Origin of the sequence: Halobacillus sp. SY10 (assembly GCF_045401165.1) — a bacterium.
GTDB lineage: Bacteria > Bacillota > Bacilli > Bacillales > Halobacillaceae > Halobacillus > Halobacillus aidingensis.
Genome location: NZ_CP174345.1, coordinates 1127350 through 1153261, shown reverse-complemented (window position 1 = coordinate 1153261; position 25912 = coordinate 1127350). Strand labels below are relative to the sequence as shown.

The window sequence follows — 25912 nt, the reverse complement described above, 5'->3', positions numbered from 1 at the left end:
GTTTTACATATGAGGTTATTTAGAGATTTAGAGATGGCCATTTTTTATAATGATGACGCTACAAAGATAAAAGTGAACGAGGAATGGCTGGGAGAACAGATAAGGAACAGACCTGTTCTGGATGATCAGGGAGACCCACTCATGATGTCGATGAACTTTATGGGGATACCTGTGAAATTCAGTGAGGATGTTGAAGATTTTGAGTTACTTGTTCAATTAAAAAGACCACCCCTAAAAACAGAGATGGTTGCAGTATGGGACAATGCCATAATGTATTTTATTTCTTTCGTTCCGAATTATGTTAAAAAAGACCCGCCAGGGGTTAGAAGGCGGGTCTTGCTCTGTTTGGAGACCGGAAATATTTAAAATTGTAAACAGAGTATTGGTATTTTACCAATAACAGGTTTAAATATCAAAAAACCCCTCTTATCTTTAAGAGGGGACCCACTATGTCTTACCAACCAAAGTAAGTTTTGAACCTCACCGCTGAGGTCCTTCCAAGAGTGGATAACAACCATTCTAACTACACAAAATTCAAAAGTAAATGGTAAATAAATGGTGGATGTGCTTTTTTAATCTATTTGGATTTCTTGTCCAGTTGCGTATTCCACTGCTCGTACCACAAACGCAACAGCTTCAGCGCGCGTAACTGTTTGATTCGGCTTGAACAAATCATTACCGACACCTTTTGTAATTCTTGCTGCTTTGGCTTTAGTAATTTCCTTCTGCAAAAGTGAATCCTTTTCTACGTCCTTGAATCCTGTCTCTTTCAAGTTTTCCTCCTCTTCTTTATTGACCACAGAAGCATAGCGTTTAAGGGCTTCATCGAGCGCCTTTTGTGTTTTAGGTCCATACGATTCATCGGGTTGTAAAGAGTGGTTCTCCTGAAAACTAGCAACTGCTCCAGCTGTTTTAGGACCATATATTCCATCAACTTTCAGTGAATATCCTAGTTGATTCAACTTTCTTTGAAGATCCTTCACAGACTCACCCTGATCACCCTCAATTAAATAACCTTTGCTCATCGGGGCAAAGTCATGTCCTTTATACTCAACACCAAAATATTCACAAATTCCCTTGGCATGCTCAGTGGCTACTTCCACTTGGAATCCTTCCTTCAACATTAGAAGAGCTTCTCGACGATCATCCATAAAACCATTCTCAGTGAGGATGGCTGGCATATTTGTTTCGCGGAGAACATGGAAATTGTCTTCCTTATATCCGCGCCAGTCCTGTTTAGTCCCTTGTTTCAAATACTTACCTACTGCTCGGGCCAGCTTGCCTGAGTTGTACTTCATGTTATTCAGGTAGACATGTACACTAATGCCGTCGGCGCTGGAATAATCAAAGTCAAAGCTCATGGCATTAAAATGAACAGAGACATAAATATCTGCATTGTGTCGATTGGCAGCATCCGTTCGATAGCTCAATGGCGTGTCTGTATCTGTCGGCGCAACCAGGAGCACCCTGAATCCATGAGCCAATAAAGTATCCGCGAGGAATCCAACCACTTTTCGGTTAAATTCATTCTCGCGGATTTCTCTACCTAACTCAGGAATATACGGGGTCCGCTTACCTGGTGTCTGCATTCCATGTCCATCATCCAATGCGACAAGCTTTCCGTTCCAAGGACCTTTTGGTTTTAATAGCTTAGCCATCTATTTAAGCCCCTTTCTCTGAAGTTCCTCTTTTTGTTTTTTGGCCTTTTTACTGACATAAGTGTTTTTCCAAGCCGCATAAATCCCCACTGCCAACATGCCTCCAGCAATAATAACTGTTACTAGGGCACTAATACTTGCTTCTGTAAGCCAGGCGTACTTAATGTTTAATGTTGCTAGAAAACCCATGATCGCTGTCAAAAAACCTCCAACAAGTGTTGCTACTTCTTTGATTTGTTCTTTCATCTTTAGCCTCCTATACTAATAAATCGAGATAAAAAACTAACTACTGCAATAAGCACTGCGGCCCAAGCTGGAAGGTTACGCTGCCAATTGTCTTTCTGCTTGATGATTCGTTCTACATCACCCTTGTCAGCTTTCTTATCTTTCAAATCACTGATGTCTTTACCATGATCCTTAATTATCCGCTCTAAATCATCATTGTCCGCCTTCTTATCTTTCAACTCTTTGATTTCGTCTTCGTGATCTTTCGAGCGACGTTCAGCACCTTTCGCGATATCATATGTGTTATTCACTTTTTCTTCTAAGCTGAGGATTTTATCCACCTTACCGTTCAATTCGGCCATGGATACTTTCACATCCATGAGCACTCCCATGAACTCTTTCATCTCCTCCACTTCCTTCTGGTCCGGCATGCTCGACCCCCTCAATGCAATCATTAATTTCGAAGAGGTGTAGTACCTCCCCTTGGTAAATAAAAAGTGGCTCACCAACATTGGCGAGCCACTTTATTGTTTATTTCTTATCCTTTTTATCGCCTCTGGCTTACTGCCCTTGGCGGCCGTTCCGTTTCTTCACTTCTTTTGTCTTGTATTGACCTTGCTTCCCCATATGATCACCTCCTTAGACATAATAAAAAAGAGCCCCTGGATAGGAACTCTAAAAATATGTCAATTTAATTAAAATGGAAGAAATTCATATGCATCTTGAATGAGCTTCATCAGTTTCCCTGTAGTTTCAATATCACCAGTAAAATTTTTGGCAGTATCTAACGCTTTTCTGTATTTAGTCCTTGCCTCATTTTTATCATTTGCAGTAGCCATTTCAAACATTTGATTATAGATTTTCAGTATTTCTTCTTGATGTTGAGTATTTTCTTTTACAATTACATGCATCTCTTTAAGATACAATGTATTGCTTTCAATATTTTTAAGAGTATTTAATACATCCTTTTTATACCTTTCTTTTTCTTCGTAAGCTTCAGCTAGTTCTTTCTCCATTTGAGAAGAGTTACCACCTAAATCCCATACATTAACAGGCTGTGGTATATCCGATAATTTAATATCTACAGGGTTTTTAGTGAAATAGTCTGAAAGTTTCCCTTTATCATTATTCATATAATCCCCTCCTGACTACTATTTTCGGCAAAAGGGAATGTTTTCCTGCACATCACAACCCGCGAATGTAAATAATTTGTAAACAACACTCGGAAACAGTGGTAAATACGAACTACTTGTTGCATTATAAGATTTAGCTCACCCCCGTATAAAAGATTAAATTTCTCGTGTTTGTGAGCTCTTGAGAGACCGGGTTGGCGGTCTCTCTTTTTTTTGCATAAAAAATACACCTCATCGGGTGTTTACTTAAGCTGCGTATTCTTCTCCTGTGATTTCCTGGTATTGCGCTGGAGTTAACCAATCATATTCCACAAAGTCTGCCACATCCTTGTTATCATACAAGTTCCACTCATAATACTGTTTAATCGTCTCGAAATACATGTAATCTCCTCCTTAGTTAATTGAGTTTCGTGCCATCTTTAGCATAATGTCTGCATTTAAAGACTGAGAATCCTTCAATTGACGACTTTGTTCGGCCATTGTTTTAAGGTTCATCGCATTGGTCTGCAAGACACTGTTTAATGTGGATTCAAGCTGGTCTTTGTCCGCTTTCAGCTTTTCGAATGCGTCCAGCTGGACAGCCGGGCGGTCAGGCAAGTACTTTTCCTCCGACCATGTTTCCGTTTCTCGATCGTATTTTCTAAATAAATAATCTTCATTAACCGATTCGATCTCCACCAAATTTTCATCCGTGATTTCTTTCAAAACGCTCTTAATGCCAATGCAAATGCTGTCCGCATTTATTTCCGCGTAATTTACCATCATTCACCCTCCTTATGGTAATTCTACAACAAACCAACTCACATAAATTTCCGAAGAGAAACCACCTGTAAACGTACTAAAATCAACCGTTGTGGCGTTGGTGATGTTACCTCTCATCATGGTATATGATGTGGTTGTATCGACTGACGACCCATCGTAATTAGAGAAAAACAACATCGCTTTTGAAGTGTCAACGGAACTAATCGTTAAACTGTACGGCTGGTCATTTGCGGTCATTGTAAACGATCCGCTTTGTACGTTGACCTCATCAGCAAATTCTATTACTTCATAAGTCACATAAGCGGTTTTTCCTGATGAAACATAGTCCCTTTGAAAACCGATTGAAGAACTCGTGTTAAACTTTGTTCTTATTTCGTGGCTCTGACCGTCGTAATCACCTTGCACCGCTTTTCCGACTATCCGTACAACTGATTTTTGTAAGTTAACCGGCGATATATTTATACTTTTAGACAACTCGCCGGTGATTGTGACCGTCCCTCTTTGGATGCTTTTGATCGGGCTTGTCGTGATCTCATTAACCCCGTCCGTCAATTCCTGGAAGGTCGGTATACCGTCCCCGTCACCGTCCGCGACTAATCCACCTTTGCCAATAACGGCGTCACGGACCTGTTGTTTCCCGTTACTGACAGATTGCTTTAAACTTGCAATGCTCGTTCTTCCACTACCATTCCAAAGGTAGGTACCTTCTGTGTGGTCAATCTCCATAATATATTCAGCATTAACCCTGTCATACAAACCTAAGGTTCCATCTTGCTTCATATACCATTCATATTTTGCAGACCCATCGGACGCTATCATTCCCAACAGTTTTTGGTTGCCTGAAGAATTGTCTACCGCAATATCATCTCTACCTGATTTACTTACTTTAGTATCAGCTTTCGCCTGGGCGCCCGCTGTGGTTTCTACTTCCGCCCATTCGTTCCAGGTGCCGCCCGCCATGCTCCTATAATACATTCGACCGACTTCGCCACTTCCACGGCTTATTGCAATCTGTGAAACTGAACTGCTATTCGGTCGATTAACGAATATAGTGTAATATTTATCATCAGGCATGTTCAAAGTCGTATTATCAGCTACCCAAAACCCTGATGAAGTCGCTGTATTTGCATCACTTGTAAAACGACCCCAATCGCCTAACCCGAAACTCTTCGCATAATCAATCGCGGCGGCTTCTGCATCATCAGCTTTCGCTTGTGCGCCTTCTGTGGTTTCAATTTTCTTTTTCTCCCAGGTGATAGGGTCGCCCGCGGCTGGTGAAGCATCTGTGCTTTCCCATGCCTCGAAACCTTGTTGATGACCTACTTTTATAAGCTGCGCCCGCATATCGCTTCTTTCATAAACCCATTCTCCAGTGGATTCGTTATGTTTGGCATTATGCGCCATATATGATGAATAATCTAGTGTGGCGCCGTCCTGTTCATATTTCGTCCAACCGAAAGCACCGAAGACACCAACTTCGCCATGCCATATACGGCTACTATCGACCACTCTAATATTTTTACTGTTGAGGGCACCTGTCATAGTATCGCCTGTTTTCTTCACTCGTTCATCAGCTTTCGCCTGCGCACCTGCTGTGGTTTCGAATTCTTTCCATTCGGTCCATGAAGTACCGCCATCTACACTTGTTCGGAAGTGCATAACGTTCGCTGAATAGTAGATGACTTGTTGTGAAATAACCCCCGAAGTTCTTTCTTGTACAATCAAAAGCCCTGACGCATTAGAAGGGACATTTACTGTACTTGATGTGGTAGAGTACATGCCTGATTTTACAGTGGTGTTTGCGTCCGACGCTATACTTAACGCGGTACCATCGTCGTTTGTCAATTTGTGGACCTGGGTCGCATCCACTTTCGCCTGTGCGCCTGCCGTGGTTTCTTGTTGTCGCCACGCGGTCCAGCTTCCTGCTTTTTTAACCCTTGTAAAAAGCTGTTCGTTGTTAGCGGCAATAAACATTTGCCCTACATAATCATTCGTAGAATCTTGCCTTTTTGAAACGTACAGATAACCAGGGTCATTGTTCGGCAGGTTTGTGGACGTCCCCAGTGCGAAGTAAAAACCCGCGTCAATAACATTATCTAGGTTTACAGATACGCTTTTTCCCTGTTGAAGACCGAAACTTTTCGCCCAATCTTGCACCGCATCAGCTTTAGCCTGCGCGCCGCTTGCGGTTTCAATTTGTGACCATGACTTCCACCCTGTTCCATAATTCTCCCTGGTATAAGTTTTTGCCCCGTTGTAAGATAAGGCGATTTGTTTAAAATAACCGGAAGAAAACTTCATGTGTATAACGTAATAGGGTTGGTTCGTTGGTGCGTTGACAACCGCGCCATTAAGAAAATAGAAACCCGTTTCGTCTAAGCTGTTCATATCACCATCGGTTATTGTCTCCGCTCTGCCGCCTAGACCGAAACTTTTCGCCCAGTTAATCGCGGCGGCTTCTGCGTCGTCCGCTTTTTGCGTTGCTCCTGATTTGGTTTCGACGTCCGCAGCTGGCGGGATTGCGTTCAATTTCGTTTTGTCGGTCCCAGACATAAAGCCCGCTACTGTTGTCGTCGCGGTGCTGTGCCCGTGACCCGTAGGCGAAGCCCCGACCTGGGCAGCTGTTACACCGTGCGGGTTGTTTGTCGCGCCTTTATGATTATCGAATTCTGTTTTAGATGCTTGCTTCACATCATCTACATTAATCAATCCCACTTGTGATTTTGTAACTTGGTGAGGATTGGATTGGTTATTTTTGTGATTATCTAGATCTTGTTGAGAAGCTGCCTTTTCAGCTAAGTCCTTTAATGCATAGTAAGACGTCGAGAAGAACCAGTTGAAGTATTCTGCTGCAGGTTTCTGCCCTTCTTCCCAACCAGTAGTTCGTAAACTATCAGGAGGCTGCACTCCTGTGGCTAACCAATCGGGTAATGTTGTATTGATTGGCAATGATACCCCTCCTTATATAGGTAAGTCTTCATTTGATGCAGGTACGAATGCGGATCCAAAGTAACCACCACTTTCCGGATTGTCTAAGCTCGAAAAACCAGCCTCGGCATCCAAAGCTAAATCTTTTGAACCAAATTCAAATGTACCGTTCAGCTCAATCGAGTTCACTCTGACTCCTGCAGCCACTGTCCGTTGGATGATTCTCGCAAACTGATCAGCAGGGAGCCCTACTTCGTTCAACCTTTTCAAAGGAACCTGAATAACGCTTATCCCCGCGGGTTGAGGATTTACCTCATCAGTCCATGTCTCTTTGATGGATACATCAGATGGATCTGAGTCCAGGGCTAATGATAGGACACGGATAATGGTGTTGATATCTCCTGTCGAAAGGTTCCGAGCTATCTTTGACTTTAATAGGACTCGATAAACTTCATCTGTGGCTACACCGCGCGGCTGGAGTACGTTCTCTCCAATAAGGTCCAACGCTATCCCTTCAGCATTGTCGATGAGTCGCCACTCTTTTATGCGCTGATTTGTGAACTTCAAGTCTTCGAGTTGTTCTGAGAATATCTTAAATACCTTTCCGATGTTACTATCTTCCTTCTTGGCTAAAGAGTCGGCAAATTTACTAAGAATCGAGGATACCTTATACATTTAGTGTCACCTCAATGTAATCGACGTCAGTTTGTGCGACTTCTTCTGGGCCAATGGCAATATTGCTCTGTACATAGGTTGTATCATCCTTCGACATTTCCAGCGTTAGATCTTCCACACCCTCTACCTGAAAAACTTTCGCTATGAGTTTGGAATAAATAACACCCTCACCCATGTTCAGACCACTATAGAGGGCCCCACTATTATCTTCCCCTCCGATGAATTGAACAATTGTGCGGCGTATACGATCAGCACCATCAGATGGGAAAGCAGCTGATTTCGAAATCGTAATACGTGAATAGATCGGAATCTCTATAGCTCGGGTGAAACCGACAGTGTGAGCTTGACCACTCTCATCCATTACCAGCCGGGTTGTTTCTCCATACGGACGGATGCCCCCAGCTTTTGTATTGAAAATCGTTTCTGCAATGACTTGATCATCTCCACCTAAAACAAAAGCCTGAATCGAATGAGGTGGCTGACCATTTACAACTTCATTTTCATAGTTCTCAATGACTGTAGCCGCACGAATATCTGGCATTTCCAACAGTCGTGCGCGAATCGATGGAACCGTAGCAGCACCCAAACCTTCAATAGAAATATCCCTGCGTTGCCGCACTTCCAGGTCCGTTTCTTTCTCTCGGCCTTTTGAGGTCGGTGACGGGTTAACCACACTTTCGATATTCGCATCCGGATTTACAACCAGGTTGATTTCACCAGATGAGACATTTCCAATTCGCCCTACTTCCAAAGCTCGAATCCTCGCTGTACCTTCCCCTTGATCATCAAGCGTAATGTCATGTGTAGTTTCGAAAAATACATCTGAAGGTGTGGTCACTTGGAAGCCTTGTTCAACGGTATATCCAGCGGTTCCAGTCAGCGTCACATCTCCTTCTGCAAACTGGGCCAGATTACGAGTAATTCCCGAATACGGTAAAAGACGGTCTAAGTTAACGCCGGTCGCCTGGTTTGGGTGTGCTGAATGGTAGACATCCTCGTTATCCTTCCAGACTAATGAAAGGAACCAGGCCATCAGCATAATAAAAAGCCCGACTGGAGAACTTTTGGTGAGGTTGATTTTCTCTCCAAACAGCTCTCTTGCCCGGCTTTGCATCTCGTCTAGAATTTCATCATATGTCTTGCGCCTGTATCCATTTTCATCAAGCATTGATACTCACCTCACTCTCCACCTGTTCATTCGTAGAAGTCGTTACCTTGAAATGAATATTGACTACTCGTTTTTGTCTGTCCTGGTTGATTTCGATATGATCTATGGATTGCACCCTTGGTTCCTGGCTGATTGCTTCAATCACTGCAGCTCTTATCCGAGCATCCGTAGGCTTATCTAACAAGGCGCTGAAATCAAGACCCATCTCGGGAGCCAGAAACCACTCGCCTTTGTTAGTAGATAGTATAAGGGAGAGGGACTGTTTAATATCCTCAGCTTCTTCAATAACAACAAATTCGCCCTCACGAATTAATAAGTCTCCTTGAGCATCCAGAGCAAATGTCTTCATGTAATCACTCCGATCACGACCGCATCCCTTAACCTAAACAGTTTAGAAACATCCGGGTAGGAAGATTGACCATTCAAAACGTCATCAATGGCACGCTGATTAACGGCCACTTGGACCACCTGCCCCTGATAAAGTACAGGATGATAGGTTTCGATACTCCCATTAACCTCATACTGCTGAAACAGTACGGGGACCCCTTCGATGACTGGAAGGGATTTAGGACTCCGATTCTTTTCTTTGGTCTTGAAAAGAGGTTGAAGCTTTGCTTCCCTGTTCATTTTGTCGTAGCTTATAACTCTACATGGCAAACAAGTATTAATCGATAATAATATATCTCTTTTAAACTCAGAGAAAAACGATGTATCATTCAAACGATCACTTCCAATTCAGTGATAGACTCTTCTCGACCCCATCGATGTTTTCCACCTCGCACATAATAAACACCGTTCGCAGTAGAAGACTCAATTTTAATGACAGATCCGGTAGTGATTCTATGTTGTAATAGACATTCAACGTTGAACCCTTGAATCGTCTTTCCATCGACCTCTTCTTCAAATGGTGAGGGTGTCCCAATCAGCCCTGTATCAGGCTTCAGTAGAAAAGATGGTGGAGTGCTGCTTTGAATCTTTTGGATGTATGCTTTTCCTTGATTAATATAGAAAATGGCTCCGCAGTCTTTTGCGATGGATGCTATTTCATCATCAATGTTTCCATCAACTTCATACCCTTTGGCATACACTTTATCTTTAGGAAGATTGATTGTTGCCTCAATACGAAGCTTTGATAATAAATCTCTGATCAACTGAGAAGCCTTAATATTTTTCTTGAATGATTTATTGATGGTCTTATCCTCTTTGATGAGAGGTTTATCAATCACCTTCACATTAGTCTTCCTATCTACTTCGTTGGCCGTGGAAACACTGGAGACAAACCCAAATAAGATTTGCCCCACATCCCCTTCATATCCTGCATTAATGACAACTTGGTTATGTTTCTTAATTTCTCCCAGCGATGTAGAATTTAAGTTAAATAGTGTAATCTGACTCTCATTTGGATCGGTGTCATGATCGAAGGTGACTTCGAACTCCATCCCGAACTCTTCACTATCAAAAGTTACATCAGCGATGGATATATTCGCTTTCCGTCCGAAATATTTCATTGGTTCATCACCATCAAAAAGACGGTTTCGTTCAAGTTTTCATAAGTCACTTGATGCTCCAGCCCAGCTTCATCTTGGGGGATGATAGTAGGAGCAGGGAACCGGTCATCATAAACATCTTGAAATAAAGGAACGCCATAGACAATTCTCTCAGAAAGAGCTAAAGTCTCTTCCCCTCGATGTAAATCCAATGTGAAAAAATCATATGTTTCATTGTATCGAACCTCCATGTCGAATAGCTCAATGCCTAACTGGATGGAGAACCGATAGGGAATCTTTTCTTTTTCAATGGGTACATATTCAAAATTCACTGGTATCCCTCCTTATCCCACTCTCATTTTTACACCGATCGGAATCACCCTTGCCGGCCATGGATTCCATTCTTCTAACTGTTTAACGGTAGTGCCATACTTTCTGGCACACCCCCAATAGGTGTCCCCTTTACGAACCAAGTGATATTTCTTACCGGTATTTGGGTTCTTGGTTTGCTTTCTACCTTCGTTCGTAACCGGTTTATACGATTTTTGGTAAGAGGATTTGGCCAGTTGAATTTTGACTAGAGTCATTGAAAACGAAAAACCGTTCTGGTTTTTACTGTCAGTGTCTACATCAAAGCTTTCGATAACTACGTTAGACATGATGCGTCGGCCTTCATATTGCAAAAGAGTCCCAGCTTTATGCCAAGACTCTAATTGTGATATCAATGTTTCCACTTCTTCATTTGTATTGCGTGTAAGAATACCTTTAATCGAAACACTCTTGGGATCCACCGAGACATGGTCGGTGATGGATCCTCCGCCTTCCTTTTCGACAGGGTGCTTCGTTACTGTCCCGTTATTCGGGTAGTTCTCCAAAGTAACGTGTAGCAGCTCCCCTTGTAGGTTTGCTTTTCCTTGCAAAATCCATCACCCCTCCCGGTTGAATCCCATTCTTCTCAGTAAACTCTCGAACTGTTCCTCAGACATTTGCTTGAACTTTCTTTCCAGCATGTCTAAGGTGTCTTGATCGACTTTGGCATTTGCATCTACATGCACAACAAATTCTGGGCTGAATACGATCTGTTGCCCTTTATATCCACCACTTGTATGATTGTTATCCATTGACGGATTATAACGGCTTTCTTTTGGCTTATAACCAATTTCTTGATTGGCTTGATCTAAAAGCCTCAAAGCATTTCCTCTCATGCTAGGCTGAGTAGGAATGATAAATTCTTTCCAACCGTTTTCCGCAAGGCTCGCTATTTGCGGGTGAGTGGCAATGCCACCAGTCGCGAATCCTCCACCAGGAGGTATAGGCACACCATTTTTCCTCACTTCATAGTGAAGGTGAGGACCTGTTGAACGCCCAGTACTACCTAACGTCCCGATAACATCCCCGCGACTCACCATCGAACCTACACGAGCCATCGCTCGTTGCAAGTGAGCGTAGAAATGGGTGTAAATTCCTCGTTGAACTTTAACAAGATTACCAAAGCTTCCAGCAGGACCACTATGGATCACTCGACCACCTGACTGAGACCGAATAGCTGTTCCAAGCGCACCACCATAGTCATCCCCAGCGTGGAGCATGTACTTTTTAAGGATAGGGTGGAATCGCGTTCCGAAACTACTCGTTTTGACAAGATTTCCAAAGTTAACAGGACCAGCAGTTTCAGCCATCTTACCTTTTACGAAGTCGATGACTTTATCTTTAATAAGCGAGAATGCCCCTTGTCCCATCTTGCCAAAAGCACCAGTGATTTCACTTGGGAAACTTATCCCTAAGGAATCGAGAACTTTTCCGACAAGTTGGCTAGGGTTCGATAGGTAGTTCCAGACATCAAGTCCGACATCTTTCAACTTCCCGAGAGAATTCTTAAAGAAATCTCCGACTCCACCGGCGTATCCTGGCACACCTTGCAGAGCCATCTCCGTTTGTCGATTCGGCAATACAGATGCACCTCTAGGAAGGTTGAGCAATTGCTCTTGTTCAGCTAAGAATGTGCGTCCGTTCGCATGAATTAACTCTCGCCCCTGTTCACCCACAATGGCAGGGCCACCAGGGTGGAAGTCTGTTCCTTTGGCGTATTTCGGTGGGTCCCATTCAGGAATGGCAAAGTCGATACCGAGTTTACCCATGATCCAGTTCACACCGCCGGTCGCTCCATTGATAATTTTCGCAAATCCATCAGCGAGCCTTTGGCCGAACGATTTGATTCCTGACCATGTTTTACCAGCCATGTTTTTAATGCCCTCACCGATTTTACCCGGCAAAGCTTTCGCTGCATCTACAATGGTTTTAAACTGATGCCCCACGTGAAACTTCAGCTTATCGATAAAACCACTTGCACCTTTATGAAGTGCTTGAAATCCTTTCACGGTGAAGTTCTTAACGAAATTCACTCCACCCATAAAGATACTCTTCATGGCTCCCCACAATGTAGTAACAATGGTTTTGAAACCGGTGTATAGAACTTTTCCAGCCTTTAGAATTCGTCCGACAAACAACAAATTAATGTAATTCCAGACAAACTGAATTGCGCCAAAGAATATCTGTTTGACACCTTCCCACATTTTCGAGAAGTCACCAGTGAATAAACCAGTAAAGACTTTTACCAAACCCATGATGATATTCAGAGCCCCATCAATCACGCCTTTGATGTTACCCCATACCGACTTGATCAGCGCAAATACCATCGGCCAAACGAACTTCATGGCCGCCCATATTCCTTGGAGAGCTCCTCCAATTACGGTTACTAAGAATCCAAAGACATTTTTTCCAGCTAGTAGGATTTGCTGACCGTTAGATTCCCAGAAAGAACGTAGCTGAGCGAGCTTTTCTTGTCCAAATGAAACAATGACCCCAAGGGCCTGAAGGATATATGGTTTAATGAAACCCCACACTTCAATTGCTTTTGATTTGATGGCATCCCATGCACCCGTAACAATGTTTCTGAATGTTTCTGAACGAGTCCATAAGAAATACAAAGCGACACCCACAGCGAGAACTGATGCAGCAACTAATGCGGCTGACCCAGCTGTAGCACCTAAACCAGTCACGAAACCTTTCATGATGACCCATGTTCCGGCGAATGCAGCCTTAAGCCCTTTAAGGTATCCAATACCTACGGCCAAAGGAGTTAAAAACAAGAGTGCAGTACTAAATAAGTACAGGAACATACCGGCAATCTTAGTAATCCAAGGACTTACTTCATTGAGAGATTGTACAAACTCTCCTATTTTAGTCCCTGCTTTTACTACTTGCGCTGCAATTATCCCCCACATTTCTACAAAAGGAGTTAAAGCCACTGCCCAGGTATCTTTAAATTCATACCACGCTTTCCCTAGTGGCGTTAGGCTATCTTGTAGATCTTTGACTTTCCTATCAGCTGCTCTTTTCAAAGCCGCCAGTTCTGTAACAGCTGCATCTTTTGATAGCTTCATTTTCTCTTCCCAAAGTCCGACGTATTTGTTTAACTCTGTTTGAGACATTTGGGTTAAGGCTTTTATTTCTGCTGCTGCTTCCGGCCCCATAGTTCGAAGGTGCTGGATAAAGTACCCGTTATCCGTTCTAGTGCTTAAGGTTGTAAGATTCTTCTGCCAGTTATCCATGATAGCCACTTGCTCTTGGAGATTCTTTTGCAAGTCAGACGGCTTTGTAGCTTCCATCTGCACATCCTCGAAAATACTCCAAGTATTCGCAATTTCTTCAGTTCGTTTCTTTAATTCTTTTTGGTATTCCGCAATAGCCTGCTCTTGCTGTTGTAAATTCTCAGCGACATCGGGCCCTAAAGCTGAATGAGCTAGTATAGCAGTAAACCCAAGCCATGCAACACCTGCCCCCACAAGCAAGGCTTGCTGTCTCATGATACCTTGATTGATGACCCGGACTTGATCACTTAGCTCTTTCATGCTGGCGTTAGGTCCTAACATTTCTAACGCCAATACTGAGGCATTTCCTTGCCTGGCCATTCTCTCTAGACCACCAGTGACTTTCAAAAGTGGCTTGTTCACTTTATAAAACGCTTTATCTAACCGATCATAGTTCTTTGCAATCTTCTCACTCTGACCTGTCATGGCCTTCATAGTCGCTACAGTCTGAACGAACCCTTGCCTCATACTCATATTATTGTTAATCATCTGATCTGTAGCTTTCTTGTGTTGCTTACCAAGCTTGGCCACTTCACCCATGAAGTCATCCGTAGTGCCTGCGTATGTTCCCATCTGCATCCCCAGCTTACGCATATCCATTTCCGACTTAAAAACTTCCTTGCGAAAAACACGTAGCTGGTTATGGTTCTGCACTAAAGACTTCTTCATTTCCGTGCTCATATCTGACCAATCGTCAGCCAGTTGAGTTGCACTGGTCCCCATCGTCTTTGCCAGTTGCCTAGCAGCATCGCTTTGTCTGCCTAGCTCACGATTAAGCGCTACAGACTCCTTTACCATCCCACGTTGAGAGCGTTCAAATGACTTAGACATTTGCCTGAGCTCTTTGTCGGCATCGCCTGTGAATTGATTGAACTTTTGGAGTTCGCGGTTGAGTTGTTGGAGGGGATCACTGTCTGCTTGAAACCCTAATGTTAAGTCTTTTAAAGTCATGCTTCCCCTCCTTTCCCTGCCTATTTCTTATCCATTGCAGCCTTCTCAGCTTCGTATTGGATATCCATGGCAGCATTGACTTCCAGAAGCTGATCCTTGCTCATATTGATGGCTTCCGTATAGGAAAGAACCTTGTTCACTATCGGTCGCCAGAACCATTGTTCTTTTTTTACCTTCGCCCGGTAATAGGCATCGTCATGATCACTTTCCGGATCTAAGAAATTTCATTGATTCTGTGATGACCTCTTCCATACCGTCATGTTCATCGAAGTATTCAAAGGAAACCTGTGGTTCTACCACTACGTTTTTGAACAATTCTTCAGCTAGCTTTTCCGAAGATGGGTTTCCGGTTTCGGACTGCGCTCTATCCTGGATACGCATACGCTCACGGGATCCTGGGTGTTGGAGTGTGTATTCAATTCCTTCAACTGTAATTGTTTTCTTCGTGCCGATTTTCGCCATTTTATGGACCTCCAATTTGTATTGTAAATAATGAAAAGCAGCCCTATTGGACTGCTTCGTTCCATGATTGATTTTCTTTTTCTTTGCCATTCAAATCACTCAACAGAGTAATCGAATACGACAATAGTAAACTCGCGGTTCTGCGCTTCTTTTCCATAAGCTACGTTCGCGGGTCTCTGGATCCGCGCTTGGGAACCTCCCGCTTTTTCCTTCGGTTCGTTGTTGTTAATGACATAAGCCGGTACCATCTGTTTCTCTTTCGCTAGACGATTTAAATAAGAAACATAAGGACTTGTTGGCTGCAATACAAGTGTCATCGTGTGCACATCATTGTTCGTTTCGGAAATTACGACATCACCTGGGTTGGCTCCTACAGAATATGAGAAGCTGTCACCTTCGGCTGGTTCGAAAGATGCAAATGTATCTTCTGATAAACCCGTGATATTCACGTCGTTAATGAGAACCTGAACTTTCGTGGAATCATACGTTCCTACTGGCATTTATACCCCTCCTTAATAGCTCACAGAGCCAGTGATTTTTCCTTCATGAATCGCACCGGCAAGCTGAAATTCAAAGTTTCCTCCGGAATAAACACGGTTCTTTCGATCTTCTTCGGTCGATTGTGCGCTGGAACGAAAGCTAGTAGAGTAAACCCCGTTTCCATTGCCATCATCAGCGATGATTCCCTGGCTATATCCTTCTTTAAGAACTGAAAGGGTTCCAGCTTCAAGCTGCGCAATACCTGAATCATCATAAGGGATTTTGCCAGCTTGATTGAGTATCTTCTGAACTCGGTTTTCAATGTTAGCCACAACCCAATCCAAGCCATGGACTACATCAATATACTCCCCGGAAAGCACTTGGCCTTCAGAGGTAACACTTTGACCCGCCTTGTTCACATAAGCATAACCATTGGCGTCTTCAATAGTAGCCAGTTCATCGCTTGTGAGCGTTTGAGGAGTAATCCCTTTCAGGGTTTTACTCTTCCATGTAATAGACCCTACTGGTTTGCTTCCGTTCTCTCCTACATGAGCGGCATCCAAATGCTCACCGGATGGATGAACTGCAAAAAATGAGCGTTCATATTCGGTAACTAGCGTTGTAAGATCATCGACACTTGGAACTTGTGCAGAATAAAGCTTCGGGTATCCACCTGCTTCAGATCCTTCAATGACATCAGCAATAGCCGTCATTTCAGTTACATCGGTTTCAGTAGTAATCAAGAAGTACCACTCATTCCCCAAAAGCGAAGTGACAAGTGCTGAAGCTGTCGTAGGCGCATCTACTGCAGCTGAGTCATAAGCAGCGACAGCGAAACGCTCTGGGCGGTTCTCCTGTTCTAAAAGCGCCTGGGCTTTCTGGTAAAGAGGAGAAGTGTCGTCCACACTCTCTGCTAGCGCTTCTAGGGTTAAAAATTCTTGATAAGCTAAACCACCCGTCATCTCGCCGACAATGAGAGGTTTCCCAAAGCCCACAAGACCGAGTGGCTGTTGTAAGTTGATATTCACTTGAAAATCATTCAGTGGCATCTTTTACCCTCCTGTTATAGTAGTTTGGTCAATGGAATCCACCGGGTACGAGGACTCATCAACGTAATTGAATTGGACGTCAATTCCATACCGTCTCACATAATGATCAATGAGCATGAGACTTCGGTTTTGTAATGAAGAAACATCTTGCACTGCTACCCCAGCGTTATTCAACCGATCACGTCCTAACCTTCCGAAAAACTCAATCATTTGGAATGCTAATTCCTTCGCTTGATCTCGTGAATCAGAGTAAGCATTAAACGAGTAAGACGTTCCTACTTGATTGGAATACGTTTTTTCAAATCCCTCTTCAGTATTGGTATAGGTGATGGAGTCATGCCCTCGACGGGTGTTGTCCGTCGTATCGCTATAAACAATATAGGGATAGTCTGGAACATCGCCATCGTCATCATCAGGGATAACGGGGATGCCCATGAAGTTGAAGAGTTCATTCGTGATTGTATTGCGTGTTTCTAAGGTCATCATGAAGAATCACTCCCCTTATCAATCCCTTTAATGATGTAAACAGAGAAATCGGCATAGACCTCATGATTCTTTACATCGAAGACCCGATAATCTTGCCCACCAAAGTGGACCCGGTCGTTCTTTTCCAGTCGCTGAGGATGTTGCAGGTAAATCTTCCGATCTTTTTCCGTATAGCGCCCCTGTGTATCGAATCTAAGGTCATCATTGGATAGGGGAACAATAATCCCCTCCATGGTCTCAGGAGGTAAGTCAGCTCCTGGAACCCATTGACCTCCATTTGAATAATCACGATAACCTTCACTTTTCTTGATCGCATCAAACGAAACGCCGAAAGCAGCAAAGACTTCATCAAAATAGAAAATTTGTTGACCCATCAGCTACTCACCACCTTCCATGTAATTCGTTGAATTAAGCCTCCGTCATCGATTAACGGATTTGATGACCCTTTATTCTTCTTCGTTAAGGAGGAGTTGGCCGGTGAGCTAATGGATCTGATCTTCGCTTGAATGTCAGCGACAACTCTCGCTCCTAGCTGTTCATACATTTGCTCCACGGTTATTTCAAAAGCAAAAACCTTATTCAATAACCGTTCCATGAGGCTTGTCCAGTCGCCTTCCTTCTCGTCGAAGCTAGCTCGAATGAAAGAGCGCTCTGGAATCTTCACCTGTTCTTTTAATACGAACATTGGTGTCAGCTCTCCATTTTCACTTGTGGCTAGAATTTGCGTCCCTGGAGGTCGAAACAAACCCTCTATTTCTGAGGCACTTCGTCCTTCTGAAGGTGGGAGAGGAATTGTTAAGAACTTCTTCTTCGCCTTAATGGTCATGCCGTATTCATGAACGTTCGCAATCATTGCGTAAAAAGAATCGTCTTCGGCGAAAATCCCAACTTCAATTCTGTATCGTCCTAAATCTTCTATGATCTTCTGGAATTCAGGAATGTTATCCTGATTAACTTGAATACCGATGTTGTTTGTTGGCATGCTAAAACACCGTCAACTTCAACGAAGACCGACTTGTGTATTTTTTCATCAGGCGCGCGAATTCCTGACCGTAAGGTGTCGAATCCAACCCCATACTTTCTACGCTTGTGCGGTCGCTATTGGAAAACGTTTGGGACATCCCATCCACCTTCTGTGAGGCAACTCTCCGAACATTAAGAGATGCCAAGTGAGCTGCAAGATAACGTTGGAGTCTTTCCCGATATTTATCAGGAATTTTTTCCTCATCAAGCTCTGCCTTGGCATCTTCAATATATAGATTCAAATCATCATCCGATAAGCTTCTGAGATGTTTGGCGATACTCCTAATTTTGTCAGGAGTCGTATCGTTGGCCATTACTCATCATCCTCGCCGTTTTCACCTTCACCCTTAATCTCTTTCAGTTGTTCCTCAATCGCATCCAGGACCGTCTTACGATCGTCGTTAGCTTTCCATTGCTCAAGCAAATCCACCGAGAAAGTGTCTTCTACTAATTCAATCGCTTGATTCGCGTTCATGTCTTTAGTGCTTTTCACCTTATGTGTGACGATTTCACCTTTATCAATCAAGCTCTTGATGATTTTATGGTTACTGAACTTCTTCCAGTCCTGCTCGCTCACGTCGTTACTACCGGGAACAAGCATGACACCTTCAGCGTGACGAACGTACTTTCCTTTGTTCTGTACTAACATATTAAATTCCATCTCCTCTCACGATTGCCATTGGATAACGAACGATCACTCCGCCTGTACGCTCTTCCAATGGAACCTTGTAGTTAGGGAATTTGTACTCTTCTTGGTGACGTTTGATATCCATAGGAATCAATAGCTGGACTACGTTTGGTGAACTATCAAAAACTAGGAAGCTATCAGTATCACCATCACCCACCTTTTCAAGATCAGAGGTAAAGTCAATACGAGAGAACCAGCTTTGACTACGAAGGTACCCAAGGACCGTTTGGCCCGTGTACTGGTTATACTCCTTTTCAAGCTCTTCCATAGCATCAGGGGTAACGATAAGAGTATCAGCTGTATGTCCTGGAAGCTTATTGACGGCTGCACGCGCTTTGCGTAGATCAGCTACAATTTCACGCCCTGTTTTATCCTTCCAAGAAGAGGAGGAACCAGCTTCGTTATTCTGAACAGCCATGGTCTGAATGCCTTCAGCATTGGTCACCCCTAGAATGTTGTGCTTCGCATCCCCCTTCCAAGCGATACGGTTCTCTTTCTCAGAAATAGCACGGCGTGCCGTTGCTGCTTTCGTTGTCTCGACTGGTTGCCCAGACATTTGAGCTTGTCGAAGTTCCTGAACAGAAAGACGAAAGGCTGCAGCAATAGAATAAATTTGTTCTGTATGACGTGCCATGTCCGCATCCACTAATGGAATATCATCGGCTCCTGGAGCTAATACTTTAGCAGCTCCCGAACGCTTGATGACGTCATAGCTGTATGTTTCCGCACCTTCTGGAACATCAGATTTCACATTGAAAATGGTACGTGCTTTCAGTTCCTCTTTATTGATTTCATAGATTGTATTGTCGATTGCGTTTAAATCCTGCGGGCGGATCAATGCATCATTACGGATGGTCATGTAACCTTCACTCCTTCAGTTTTATGGTAGGTTGATTTCAAGCTGTGCCAGTTCCCCGGCAAGGGCTGCTGTTTTAAATACCGCTGTAGGGAATGCCACTACGGTGGATGTCGCTGTACCTTCAGGACGGAAATTGCCAGTCGAATTATCAGCCACAGCTTTATCACCAATATTGACATCCTCCTCTACTTCGACCCAGATTGGACCTTTACGGACGACAGCGACTGGCATTTGAGCCTTGTAAAGTTGATCATTGGCATTAGGATCCTGCCAATCGTGTGGTTCTTGGGCTAAAGCAATACCCACAGGTGAACCGCCTGCAAAGACATTCACTGTTTCTCGATCGGTTCCTAGTTGAACAGCCACTCCATATGGGATGGCTTCTGCAGCTGCTTTGGTTTCAGCAGAATAATCCTGGTAGTTTGCTAGTTTACCTTTACCTTGAGCTTCTGGCATGTACTTGTTGTACTCTGTAATTGCCATGAACAATCACTCCTTTGTATTTTTTATTTTGAATCCCGTAGGTTCAGGCGATCTTGGCGTTGCTTATCCAAGTCTCCGCCCGAATCATTGGTTCCCTTCATCTGGTTGGCGCCTGTGCTTTGAAATCCATTGTTTTGATAAACACTCACCGTGCCATCAAAACGCGCGTTAATGTATTCGTCGGACTTGCCATCAGCTTTGAAGTTCTCGTCAGCCTTTTGAATAACAGCAACCTTGATGTCCTTATCGCTCTTGGTTGTGTAATCAAAGTCATCATCCAGATAGTTACGGGCTGAATCAATTAAAGTGAGACGGGCATCCACAGCCTTTTGCATGTCCTCATGAGAAGGGCCGGACTCTTTCGCGCTCTTGAGCTCTTGCTCAAGGTTATCGATTTTCGTTTTATTCGCATCCACTGTTCCTTGCAGCGTGTCACGCTCTTTGGTTACAGTGTCGAGCTGTTGTTCTTTTGTTTCCAGAGCATCGATGCGTGACTTAACTACGCTATCAACCTCATAATCTTTATTATCAATCTTGATTGTTGGCATGTTGCCACCTCCACTTTTATTCTCTTTATGATCCACCTGCCAGGCCGCTGAATCTTTTCTCCATCCAGATGAATCTCCTTTTATGGCTGCTTCCGGTCCCACACGCCCTTGATCTACAATGGCGATGTGATTCACATCCACGTTGGTCTGACGGAATTGGTAGTTCTGTCCTTCGTATGTTCCATCTTCTGCGACCAGATCTGTCATGAACCCAAGGCTGATTTCCCGTTTACCGTCATTAATCTTGTCGATAAGGTCCTCATCCCAAATGGTGAATCCGACCATAATTCCCCCGCCCTGAACAGAAGCATCCGTGTGAGACATCCCTTTGCCGTAGGCTTTGATGTTTTTCATGTGGACCGGTTCATTGGGGTGGTCATCCGTTACTGGCTTCGCATTACATGAGCGAACCGTGTGGTCAGAATAGATGTCCTCAGGATGTTTGAGTTCAAACTGAATGGATCCATCGTCACGACCATAGGGGTAAACCCCGGGCTTCGTTACAACAGCTCTAACGGTCAGATATCCCTCGTCTGTTTCGTTGTAATCTTTGATAAAAGCCCGATCGAAGCGCTGTTTCTTACTCAATGTTTCACCCCCTTTCAAGCACTAAAAAAGCCCACCACATTAGTGAGCTTAAATCTATTCTATTACTGGATCAGCTGTGCACCTGCAGTTGTAATCCGTTCCAGGCCATATTTGGCGGCCCTTAACCGTAGCACCATCTTTCCATGTGAAGACATTGCCATCTAAGTCAGCGTGAGTGTCTCGCACTCGCTCATCGTCACTATCTCGCCAGGTAAACTTATCAATGCCAGCTTGTGTATGCCTGGTCTTCGTTAAATCGCCAAGAATGCTACCAGCTTGATCCCGAGCAATGAACTTAGCCCTGGATTTACTGGCCCCAGAAGCCTTAGTAATTTCAGCACCCATTTCATTGATGGACTTCCCACGCCTTACTCCCTGAAGAACAATGGTCTGTATTTTATCGTGGTAGTCTTGATCAATACTTTTAATCCAGCTGACGTTTTCATTTACTGCGGAATCCATAAACGATTCTAACCAGGTTTCACGACCAATAGGGTCAATTCCTTGAACAGTTTTCATCTGGTTCCTAAAAGTGTCCCGCTGGGATGCGTTGATGGATTTAACAAAGCTCCCAGCCAGTTTGTTGATGGTTTCAGATGTGAATATAAATTGACCTGAAAGCTCTCTTGCCTTTTGTAAAAGAGTCATGATCTTGGACAGGATACCTTCCAAATCCACGACAAAAAGACCACTATCCATTTGGGTGCGGTATTGATGGATGAGTGGTTTGATATCTTTAGTGAAGGTTTCCCATATGTTTTTACGATTAAGATCTACTAGCTTACCGATACCACGATAATAAGAAACAGATATGGCCGTCGGGAACTTACTCTGAGGCATTTGAGGGCTATTGGCCATGACCATCCCTCGCCTCTTGTATGCTCTTCTCCAATTCAGTTAGTTCATCTTCACTAAAGTCGAGCTCAGCACTCAATGAAGCACCGGTGAACCTCTTCTCTCTCACCTCATCTGATGTGAGAACTTGGTTTCTTAAATAAATCTGATCAGTTTCAGCAACCTTCTTACGAATTTCAGCATCTGCTTGACTGTCCAGCTTCCAAAGAGGATTGAAGCTGAAAGACCAATCGAGCTTGTCCGGAATTAAACTCCCAAATTCCTCTGACTGCAAAAGGAATCGGAGAAGGTACTCGATTTTCGGCCGAACAAAGTTTTCCTGAATACCCGCTATTCTTGCGTAGTAGTTCAGACTGTCGTATTGAGCCCCTGTGAGCGTTCCGGACTGTTGCCCTAGTATATGACTCTTCGGCATCCTCGCAGAGCCAGCTAGTGTCTCCCAGACAAATTGGAAGAGCTGATCAATACCGGATACGTTGGTGGATTCTTTCGCAATTTCTTCGTTGGTCCCAATAATGGCAAGCGCTTCTGTACGAAACATATAATCAAGCAGCATTTGTGCTTCCTGCCGCTCTTGCGGACTCATACTTTCAACATCGTCAGATTTATATTTCTTGAACACATAATCATAAAGGATCTGGCCAGTAGACCATGCAGCCGTGTCAAACAGCGTAATGTATTTATACATCGGTTCCAGTCGGCTTTGCCCCCAGTCAGCATCCTCAAGCTTTTGGGTCTGCATATGAAGAATGCGATCCCGGTGGACTTCCTGCTCTTCCCTTTGTTTAGAATTCTTGATCATATACGATTCAACCTCACCATATTGAGGAGAAAACACATCGTCGTTCATATTCATCTTCGATACTTTCCCTGAAGAAAAAGAGTGCAAATAATCCACTGACTTCACATTTTTCGGATTAACTGGATCACTCAATGCAAACTCCTGTGTTTCCGTAAGGCCCAGGGCAGTAAATCCATCCCCTCGTAATCGTTCATACCGCACCATATGTTGAAACACTTCCTGCGCGTTCAATGCTCTTAACTTCAATTCCAGTTTCTTTTTTAGTGTTTCATCCTCAACGTTAAGGGTAATCCACTCGCGAGTTGCATCCTCAGCTGGAATATCAATGATGTTCTGAATGAGTTGGTCATTCGAATATAGGTTTGTGATTTCTTCATGTGAGAGTCCTCTTCCCTTTTGAGGGGACTGTCGCATCAGAACATCTCTCGCTCCGCCTTTTTCTCCTACTTGTAAAAAGTCTTTTTTGAATTTGCGTGATGCTTTGGCTCCACCTATGGTCATCACCTCCCGTAAAGCTTTTTATAACGTTCTTTAATAGATAGCTTGTATTTGCTAGCTACTATGGTATTCACAAAATAGCGATCACTATCCATATGGTGATCATTAGCTTTAACCGGTTTGTCCTCGCCGCGATCTGCTGCTTTCTTATCCCAAATGTATGAAGCGTACTCTCTGAATGTCTCGGTACAGGATAAGTCGTATAGGATTTCCCCATTAATCAAAGCGTTGGCTACATTTCGAATCCCTTCTAACACATCATTTTTAGCCTCAATAACTTTGAAGCCATTCTTTTTAAGTAAAGCAATAAATGAGGATGCGCTTGGATCCACGACAATACCAGCTGGTCTGATATCACCCAGGAACTCGTTTAAATCTTTGAGGTATTCCTGATCGGTTTTTTGCTTCTTTTCTTCACGCCCGTCATAGTGATATTCTTTGAGCTTATACCAGATATCAGGGCGGAACCCCCACAATCCAAATGCTGTAGGGTTTTGAGTACCATAGTCAATCGATACATAGTGCTTTTTAAACTGGGTGTAAGTTACATTGGTCGTGTGCTTATCCATATCAAACATGTCATAGATAACACCTTCAGCAAGCACCCAAAGCCCAAGAATGTAGCGTTTATAGAAAACACCAGTATAGAGACGTTTGAAACGGTTTTTAACCTTCTCTGATAAGGAAAGATTATCATCCATCGTAAAGTGAAGATGGAGCAAGTTTTTCTCATCGGTAGCGTCCAAGTAATCGGTTTTAAACCAATGATAAGGTCCTGCTGGGTTACAGTTGAACCAGAACTTTGAACCTTCGACAGAACAACGCGCCGTGGCCTGGTTAACAAAGGATTGTGGCATAAGGGCCACTTCATCAAAAAACATTCCAGCTAATGTAATACCTTGAATGAGATCCTGACTGGACTCATCCTTCCCACCAAACACATAAAAGTAATTGGATACCCCTTTATAAGTTATGGTGAGGTAATTATCAGCTCTATGGTCCTTTACGACGTACCCTCTGGATTTGAGCATGCGTTTCAGAGGTGTGATGACGTTCCTTCTGAATGAACCAATCGTCTTACCAGCCATTCCGAGGTTTTCATCTTCAAAGGTTTCCATTGCCCACATAACGAAAGACAATGACATGACAACCGTTTTACCGGCACGAACGGAACCATCACATATGATGCCATCTTTGTCTTTAACAGGAGAATTGTTACGCCACCAGGTTAAGACCTTCAGCTGCTTCTTGGAGAAAGGCTTAAATTTAAACGGTGCCGGCTTCTTTTTCTTAGCCTTAATCATCGTCCCACACCTCTGAAGCCTTACCATCTAAAGCATCAATGAATCCATCGTCCTCATATTCGCCATCGTCAATATTAGCTTTCGCCTTATCCAAATCGAGTCGTTCTTGAGTTACTTTCATATCATGCTGCATTTTTTCGAGTTGACTTCTTCTGTGATCATCTTGGCCACTAAGTAGAATGAAGTCTTTAATCAGTGATCGGAGTTCACTCATGGCACGAGATTGTGCTGTGAGGAATGTAGCGTGCTTATCCCACGCAAATTGGATCTCCCACTCTTCTTTTTCTGTTGAGAAAGATTCACCATCAGAAGCCTCTGTTTTCTTAACTTCTTTGGTCATGTCCTCTTGATCAGTGACATACATCAATTTTTGCGCTCGAGCAATGGCTGTGTACTTAATTACAATATTCTCCCAAAGCATATCCACCGGAGACTTCTCACTTATAGCATCGACTATCTGCATGGTTTCATCGTCATCTGGAAAAATGGTACGAAAAAAACCGTGTGAACCAGCGTTGTTGTTCCCTTTAGGCGCTGAACCTCCACGGTTACCCATTGCGTTTTTACTCCCTTTAGGAGCTCCCACACTATTCTTTTTTGTGTGCACACTTTTTTCTTTGGGTGCACCCTTTTCACGGGACCATTCATGTCGTCTTTTCCATGACTTTACGGTATTAATCGAGACGCCATGTTTCTCTGCAATCTCTTTGTATTTCAAGCCTTTGATGTAATCCTTCTCGGCTTGTTTATGCTTCTCGGCCATCTACATTTCACCCACCTCCAGCATAAATTAAGTTTGTTTTGTGATCATGAAAAAAGCACCCCTTCACGGAGTGCTTTAAAAATCATTTGAAAGGATTTTCTATTTGGGAAGCTGTTGGCATAAAATCCGTATTTAACTTATCTCTCTTTACCTCTCTTTGAGATACCTTTACTGCAAATACTTCTGCCTCCAACTCTGCGCTAAAGGGCGTATGAACTACCAGTTCGACTTTATACCACTCTGAATCATTACTGGTTGCAAGGAATTCACTTTCAGTTGGTACTCTTCCAAAATCGTAATAAAGATTTTCCCAATTGGATTCACCCTCGTCATGAATATGCAAAAATACCTTAGCCATAATACACCTCCTCAATCGAACTAATTCGA

At 43.5% G+C, this 25912-nt stretch carries 32 protein-coding genes; 1 reads left to right on the top strand and 31 read right to left on the bottom strand.

Annotated features, from left to right (window positions below; all coding sequences use genetic code 11):
• Nucleotides 1-9: 9 nt before the first annotated feature.
• Nucleotides 10-366: a hypothetical protein gene (locus tag ACJA3J_RS05880; RefSeq protein WP_406945778.1), complete on the top strand. Its 357-nt coding sequence runs from the start codon at nt 10-12 to the stop codon at nt 364-366.
• A gap of 206 nt (nt 367-572) precedes the next feature.
• Here ACJA3J_RS05880 and ACJA3J_RS05875 read toward each other — a convergent pair whose 3' ends face one another.
• The 31 genes from ACJA3J_RS05875 to ACJA3J_RS05725 all read right to left on the bottom strand — a co-directional run bounded on the left by ACJA3J_RS05875 (nt 573) and on the right by ACJA3J_RS05725 (nt 25883).
• Nucleotides 573-1658 (bottom strand): N-acetylmuramoyl-L-alanine amidase, encoded by a 1086-nt coding sequence (locus ACJA3J_RS05875; protein ID WP_406945777.1) that lies wholly within the window; start codon nt 1656-1658, stop codon nt 573-575.
• On the bottom strand, nt 1659-1904 hold the full coding sequence (locus ACJA3J_RS05870) for a phage holin (protein WP_406945776.1): 246 nt from the start codon (nt 1902-1904) through the stop codon (nt 1659-1661).
• A 2-nt stretch (nt 1905-1906) separates the two neighbouring features.
• Nucleotides 1907-2314, bottom strand: a complete 408-nt coding sequence (locus tag ACJA3J_RS05865) for a hypothetical protein (RefSeq protein ID WP_406945775.1) — start codon at nt 2312-2314, stop codon at nt 1907-1909.
• A gap of 264 nt (nt 2315-2578) precedes the next feature.
• Complete coding sequence (locus ACJA3J_RS05860; RefSeq protein ID WP_406945774.1) at nt 2579-3016, bottom strand: hypothetical protein; 438 nt, start codon at nt 3014-3016, stop codon at nt 2579-2581.
• 246 nt (nt 3017-3262) lie between these two features.
• Entirely contained in the window at nt 3263-3397 is a 135-nt protein-coding gene (locus ACJA3J_RS05855; protein WP_406945773.1) for an XkdX family protein, read from the bottom strand.
• 12 nt (nt 3398-3409) lie between these two features.
• The gene (locus ACJA3J_RS05850) at nt 3410-3778 is read right to left on the bottom strand and encodes a hypothetical protein (protein ID WP_406945772.1); all 369 of its coding nucleotides are present in this window, start codon (nt 3776-3778) and stop codon (nt 3410-3412) included.
• A gap of 12 nt (nt 3779-3790) precedes the next feature.
• Entirely contained in the window at nt 3791-6727 is a 2937-nt protein-coding gene (locus ACJA3J_RS05845; RefSeq protein WP_406945771.1) for a pyocin knob domain-containing protein, read from the bottom strand.
• 12 nt (nt 6728-6739) lie between these two features.
• Nucleotides 6740-7381, bottom strand: coding sequence for a hypothetical protein (locus ACJA3J_RS05840; RefSeq protein ID WP_406945770.1), 642 nt, complete (start codon nt 7379-7381; stop codon nt 6740-6742).
• Nucleotides 7374-8549 (bottom strand): baseplate J/gp47 family protein, encoded by a 1176-nt coding sequence (locus tag ACJA3J_RS05835; protein WP_406945769.1) that lies wholly within the window; start codon nt 8547-8549, stop codon nt 7374-7376. The genes ACJA3J_RS05840 and ACJA3J_RS05835 overlap by 8 nt, the downstream gene beginning before the upstream one ends.
• Complete coding sequence (locus ACJA3J_RS05830; RefSeq protein ID WP_406945768.1) at nt 8542-8898, bottom strand: DUF2634 domain-containing protein; 357 nt, start codon at nt 8896-8898, stop codon at nt 8542-8544. Before ACJA3J_RS05830 ends, ACJA3J_RS05835 begins: the two co-directional genes overlap by 8 nt.
• Nucleotides 8895-9269 carry a Gp138 family membrane-puncturing spike protein gene (locus ACJA3J_RS05825; protein WP_406945767.1) on the bottom strand — a complete coding sequence of 125 codons (375 nt, stop codon included), beginning with the start codon at nt 9267-9269 and terminating at the stop codon, nt 8895-8897. The genes ACJA3J_RS05830 and ACJA3J_RS05825 overlap by 4 nt, the downstream gene beginning before the upstream one ends.
• Nucleotides 9266-10057, bottom strand: a complete 792-nt coding sequence (locus ACJA3J_RS05820) for a phage protein (RefSeq protein WP_406945766.1) — start codon at nt 10055-10057, stop codon at nt 9266-9268. Before ACJA3J_RS05820 ends, ACJA3J_RS05825 begins: the two co-directional genes overlap by 4 nt.
• Nucleotides 10054-10368 carry a phage baseplate plug protein gene (locus tag ACJA3J_RS05815; RefSeq protein WP_406945765.1) on the bottom strand — a complete coding sequence of 105 codons (315 nt, stop codon included), beginning with the start codon at nt 10366-10368 and terminating at the stop codon, nt 10054-10056. The genes ACJA3J_RS05820 and ACJA3J_RS05815 overlap by 4 nt, the downstream gene beginning before the upstream one ends.
• A gap of 12 nt (nt 10369-10380) precedes the next feature.
• Entirely contained in the window at nt 10381-10956 is a 576-nt protein-coding gene (locus tag ACJA3J_RS05810; protein WP_406945764.1) for a LysM peptidoglycan-binding domain-containing protein, read from the bottom strand.
• Between the two features lie 6 nt (nt 10957-10962).
• Nucleotides 10963-14637 (bottom strand): peptidoglycan DD-metalloendopeptidase family protein, encoded by a 3675-nt coding sequence (locus ACJA3J_RS05805; protein WP_406945763.1) that lies wholly within the window; start codon nt 14635-14637, stop codon nt 10963-10965.
• 201 nt (nt 14638-14838) lie between these two features.
• Complete coding sequence (locus tag ACJA3J_RS05800; protein WP_406945762.1) at nt 14839-15189, bottom strand: hypothetical protein; 351 nt, start codon at nt 15187-15189, stop codon at nt 14839-14841.
• A 5-nt stretch (nt 15190-15194) separates the two neighbouring features.
• Nucleotides 15195-15599: a phage structural protein gene (locus tag ACJA3J_RS05795; protein ID WP_406945761.1), complete on the bottom strand. Its 405-nt coding sequence runs from the start codon at nt 15597-15599 to the stop codon at nt 15195-15197.
• 12 nt (nt 15600-15611) lie between these two features.
• A complete protein-coding gene (locus ACJA3J_RS05790) occupies nt 15612-16628 on the bottom strand; it encodes a DUF3383 family protein (RefSeq protein ID WP_406945760.1) in 1017 nt (338 codons plus the stop codon).
• A 3-nt stretch (nt 16629-16631) separates the two neighbouring features.
• Nucleotides 16632-17114, bottom strand: coding sequence for an LIC_12616 family protein (locus ACJA3J_RS05785; RefSeq protein WP_406945759.1), 483 nt, complete (start codon nt 17112-17114; stop codon nt 16632-16634).
• Nucleotides 17111-17488: a hypothetical protein gene (locus ACJA3J_RS05780; RefSeq protein ID WP_406945758.1), complete on the bottom strand. Its 378-nt coding sequence runs from the start codon at nt 17486-17488 to the stop codon at nt 17111-17113. The genes ACJA3J_RS05785 and ACJA3J_RS05780 overlap by 4 nt, the downstream gene beginning before the upstream one ends.
• Nucleotides 17488-18096 carry a hypothetical protein gene (locus ACJA3J_RS05775; RefSeq protein ID WP_406945757.1) on the bottom strand — a complete coding sequence of 203 codons (609 nt, stop codon included), beginning with the start codon at nt 18094-18096 and terminating at the stop codon, nt 17488-17490. Before ACJA3J_RS05775 ends, ACJA3J_RS05780 begins: the two co-directional genes overlap by 1 nt.
• A gap of 1 nt (nt 18097) precedes the next feature.
• Entirely contained in the window at nt 18098-18451 is a 354-nt protein-coding gene (locus tag ACJA3J_RS05770; protein ID WP_406945756.1) for a DUF4054 domain-containing protein, read from the bottom strand.
• The gene (locus ACJA3J_RS05765) at nt 18451-18786 is read right to left on the bottom strand and encodes a hypothetical protein (RefSeq protein WP_406945755.1); all 336 of its coding nucleotides are present in this window, start codon (nt 18784-18786) and stop codon (nt 18451-18453) included. Before ACJA3J_RS05765 ends, ACJA3J_RS05770 begins: the two co-directional genes overlap by 1 nt.
• Nucleotide 18787: 1 nt before the next feature.
• Nucleotides 18788-19684 carry a DUF2184 domain-containing protein gene (locus tag ACJA3J_RS05760; protein ID WP_406945754.1) on the bottom strand — a complete coding sequence of 299 codons (897 nt, stop codon included), beginning with the start codon at nt 19682-19684 and terminating at the stop codon, nt 18788-18790.
• A 21-nt stretch (nt 19685-19705) separates the two neighbouring features.
• Nucleotides 19706-20167, bottom strand: a complete 462-nt coding sequence (locus tag ACJA3J_RS05755) for a hypothetical protein (RefSeq protein ID WP_406945753.1) — start codon at nt 20165-20167, stop codon at nt 19706-19708.
• Between the two features lie 23 nt (nt 20168-20190).
• Nucleotides 20191-21303, bottom strand: a complete 1113-nt coding sequence (locus ACJA3J_RS05750) for a DUF2213 domain-containing protein (protein ID WP_406945752.1) — start codon at nt 21301-21303, stop codon at nt 20191-20193.
• Between the two features lie 54 nt (nt 21304-21357).
• On the bottom strand, nt 21358-22167 hold the full coding sequence (locus ACJA3J_RS05745) for a minor capsid protein (protein WP_406945751.1): 810 nt from the start codon (nt 22165-22167) through the stop codon (nt 21358-21360).
• Entirely contained in the window at nt 22151-23461 is a 1311-nt protein-coding gene (locus tag ACJA3J_RS05740; protein WP_406945750.1) for an anti-CBASS protein Acb1 family protein, read from the bottom strand. Before ACJA3J_RS05740 ends, ACJA3J_RS05745 begins: the two co-directional genes overlap by 17 nt.
• Entirely contained in the window at nt 23461-24762 is a 1302-nt protein-coding gene (locus ACJA3J_RS05735) for a PBSX family phage terminase large subunit (protein ID WP_406945749.1), read from the bottom strand. The genes ACJA3J_RS05740 and ACJA3J_RS05735 overlap by 1 nt, the downstream gene beginning before the upstream one ends.
• Complete coding sequence (terS, locus tag ACJA3J_RS05730) at nt 24755-25525, bottom strand: phage terminase small subunit (RefSeq protein WP_406945748.1); 771 nt, start codon at nt 25523-25525, stop codon at nt 24755-24757. The genes ACJA3J_RS05735 and terS overlap by 8 nt, the downstream gene beginning before the upstream one ends.
• Before the next feature lie 82 nt (nt 25526-25607).
• Nucleotides 25608-25883, bottom strand: a complete 276-nt coding sequence (locus ACJA3J_RS05725; RefSeq protein WP_406945747.1) for a hypothetical protein — start codon at nt 25881-25883, stop codon at nt 25608-25610.
• Nucleotides 25884-25912: the final 29 nt, after the last annotated feature.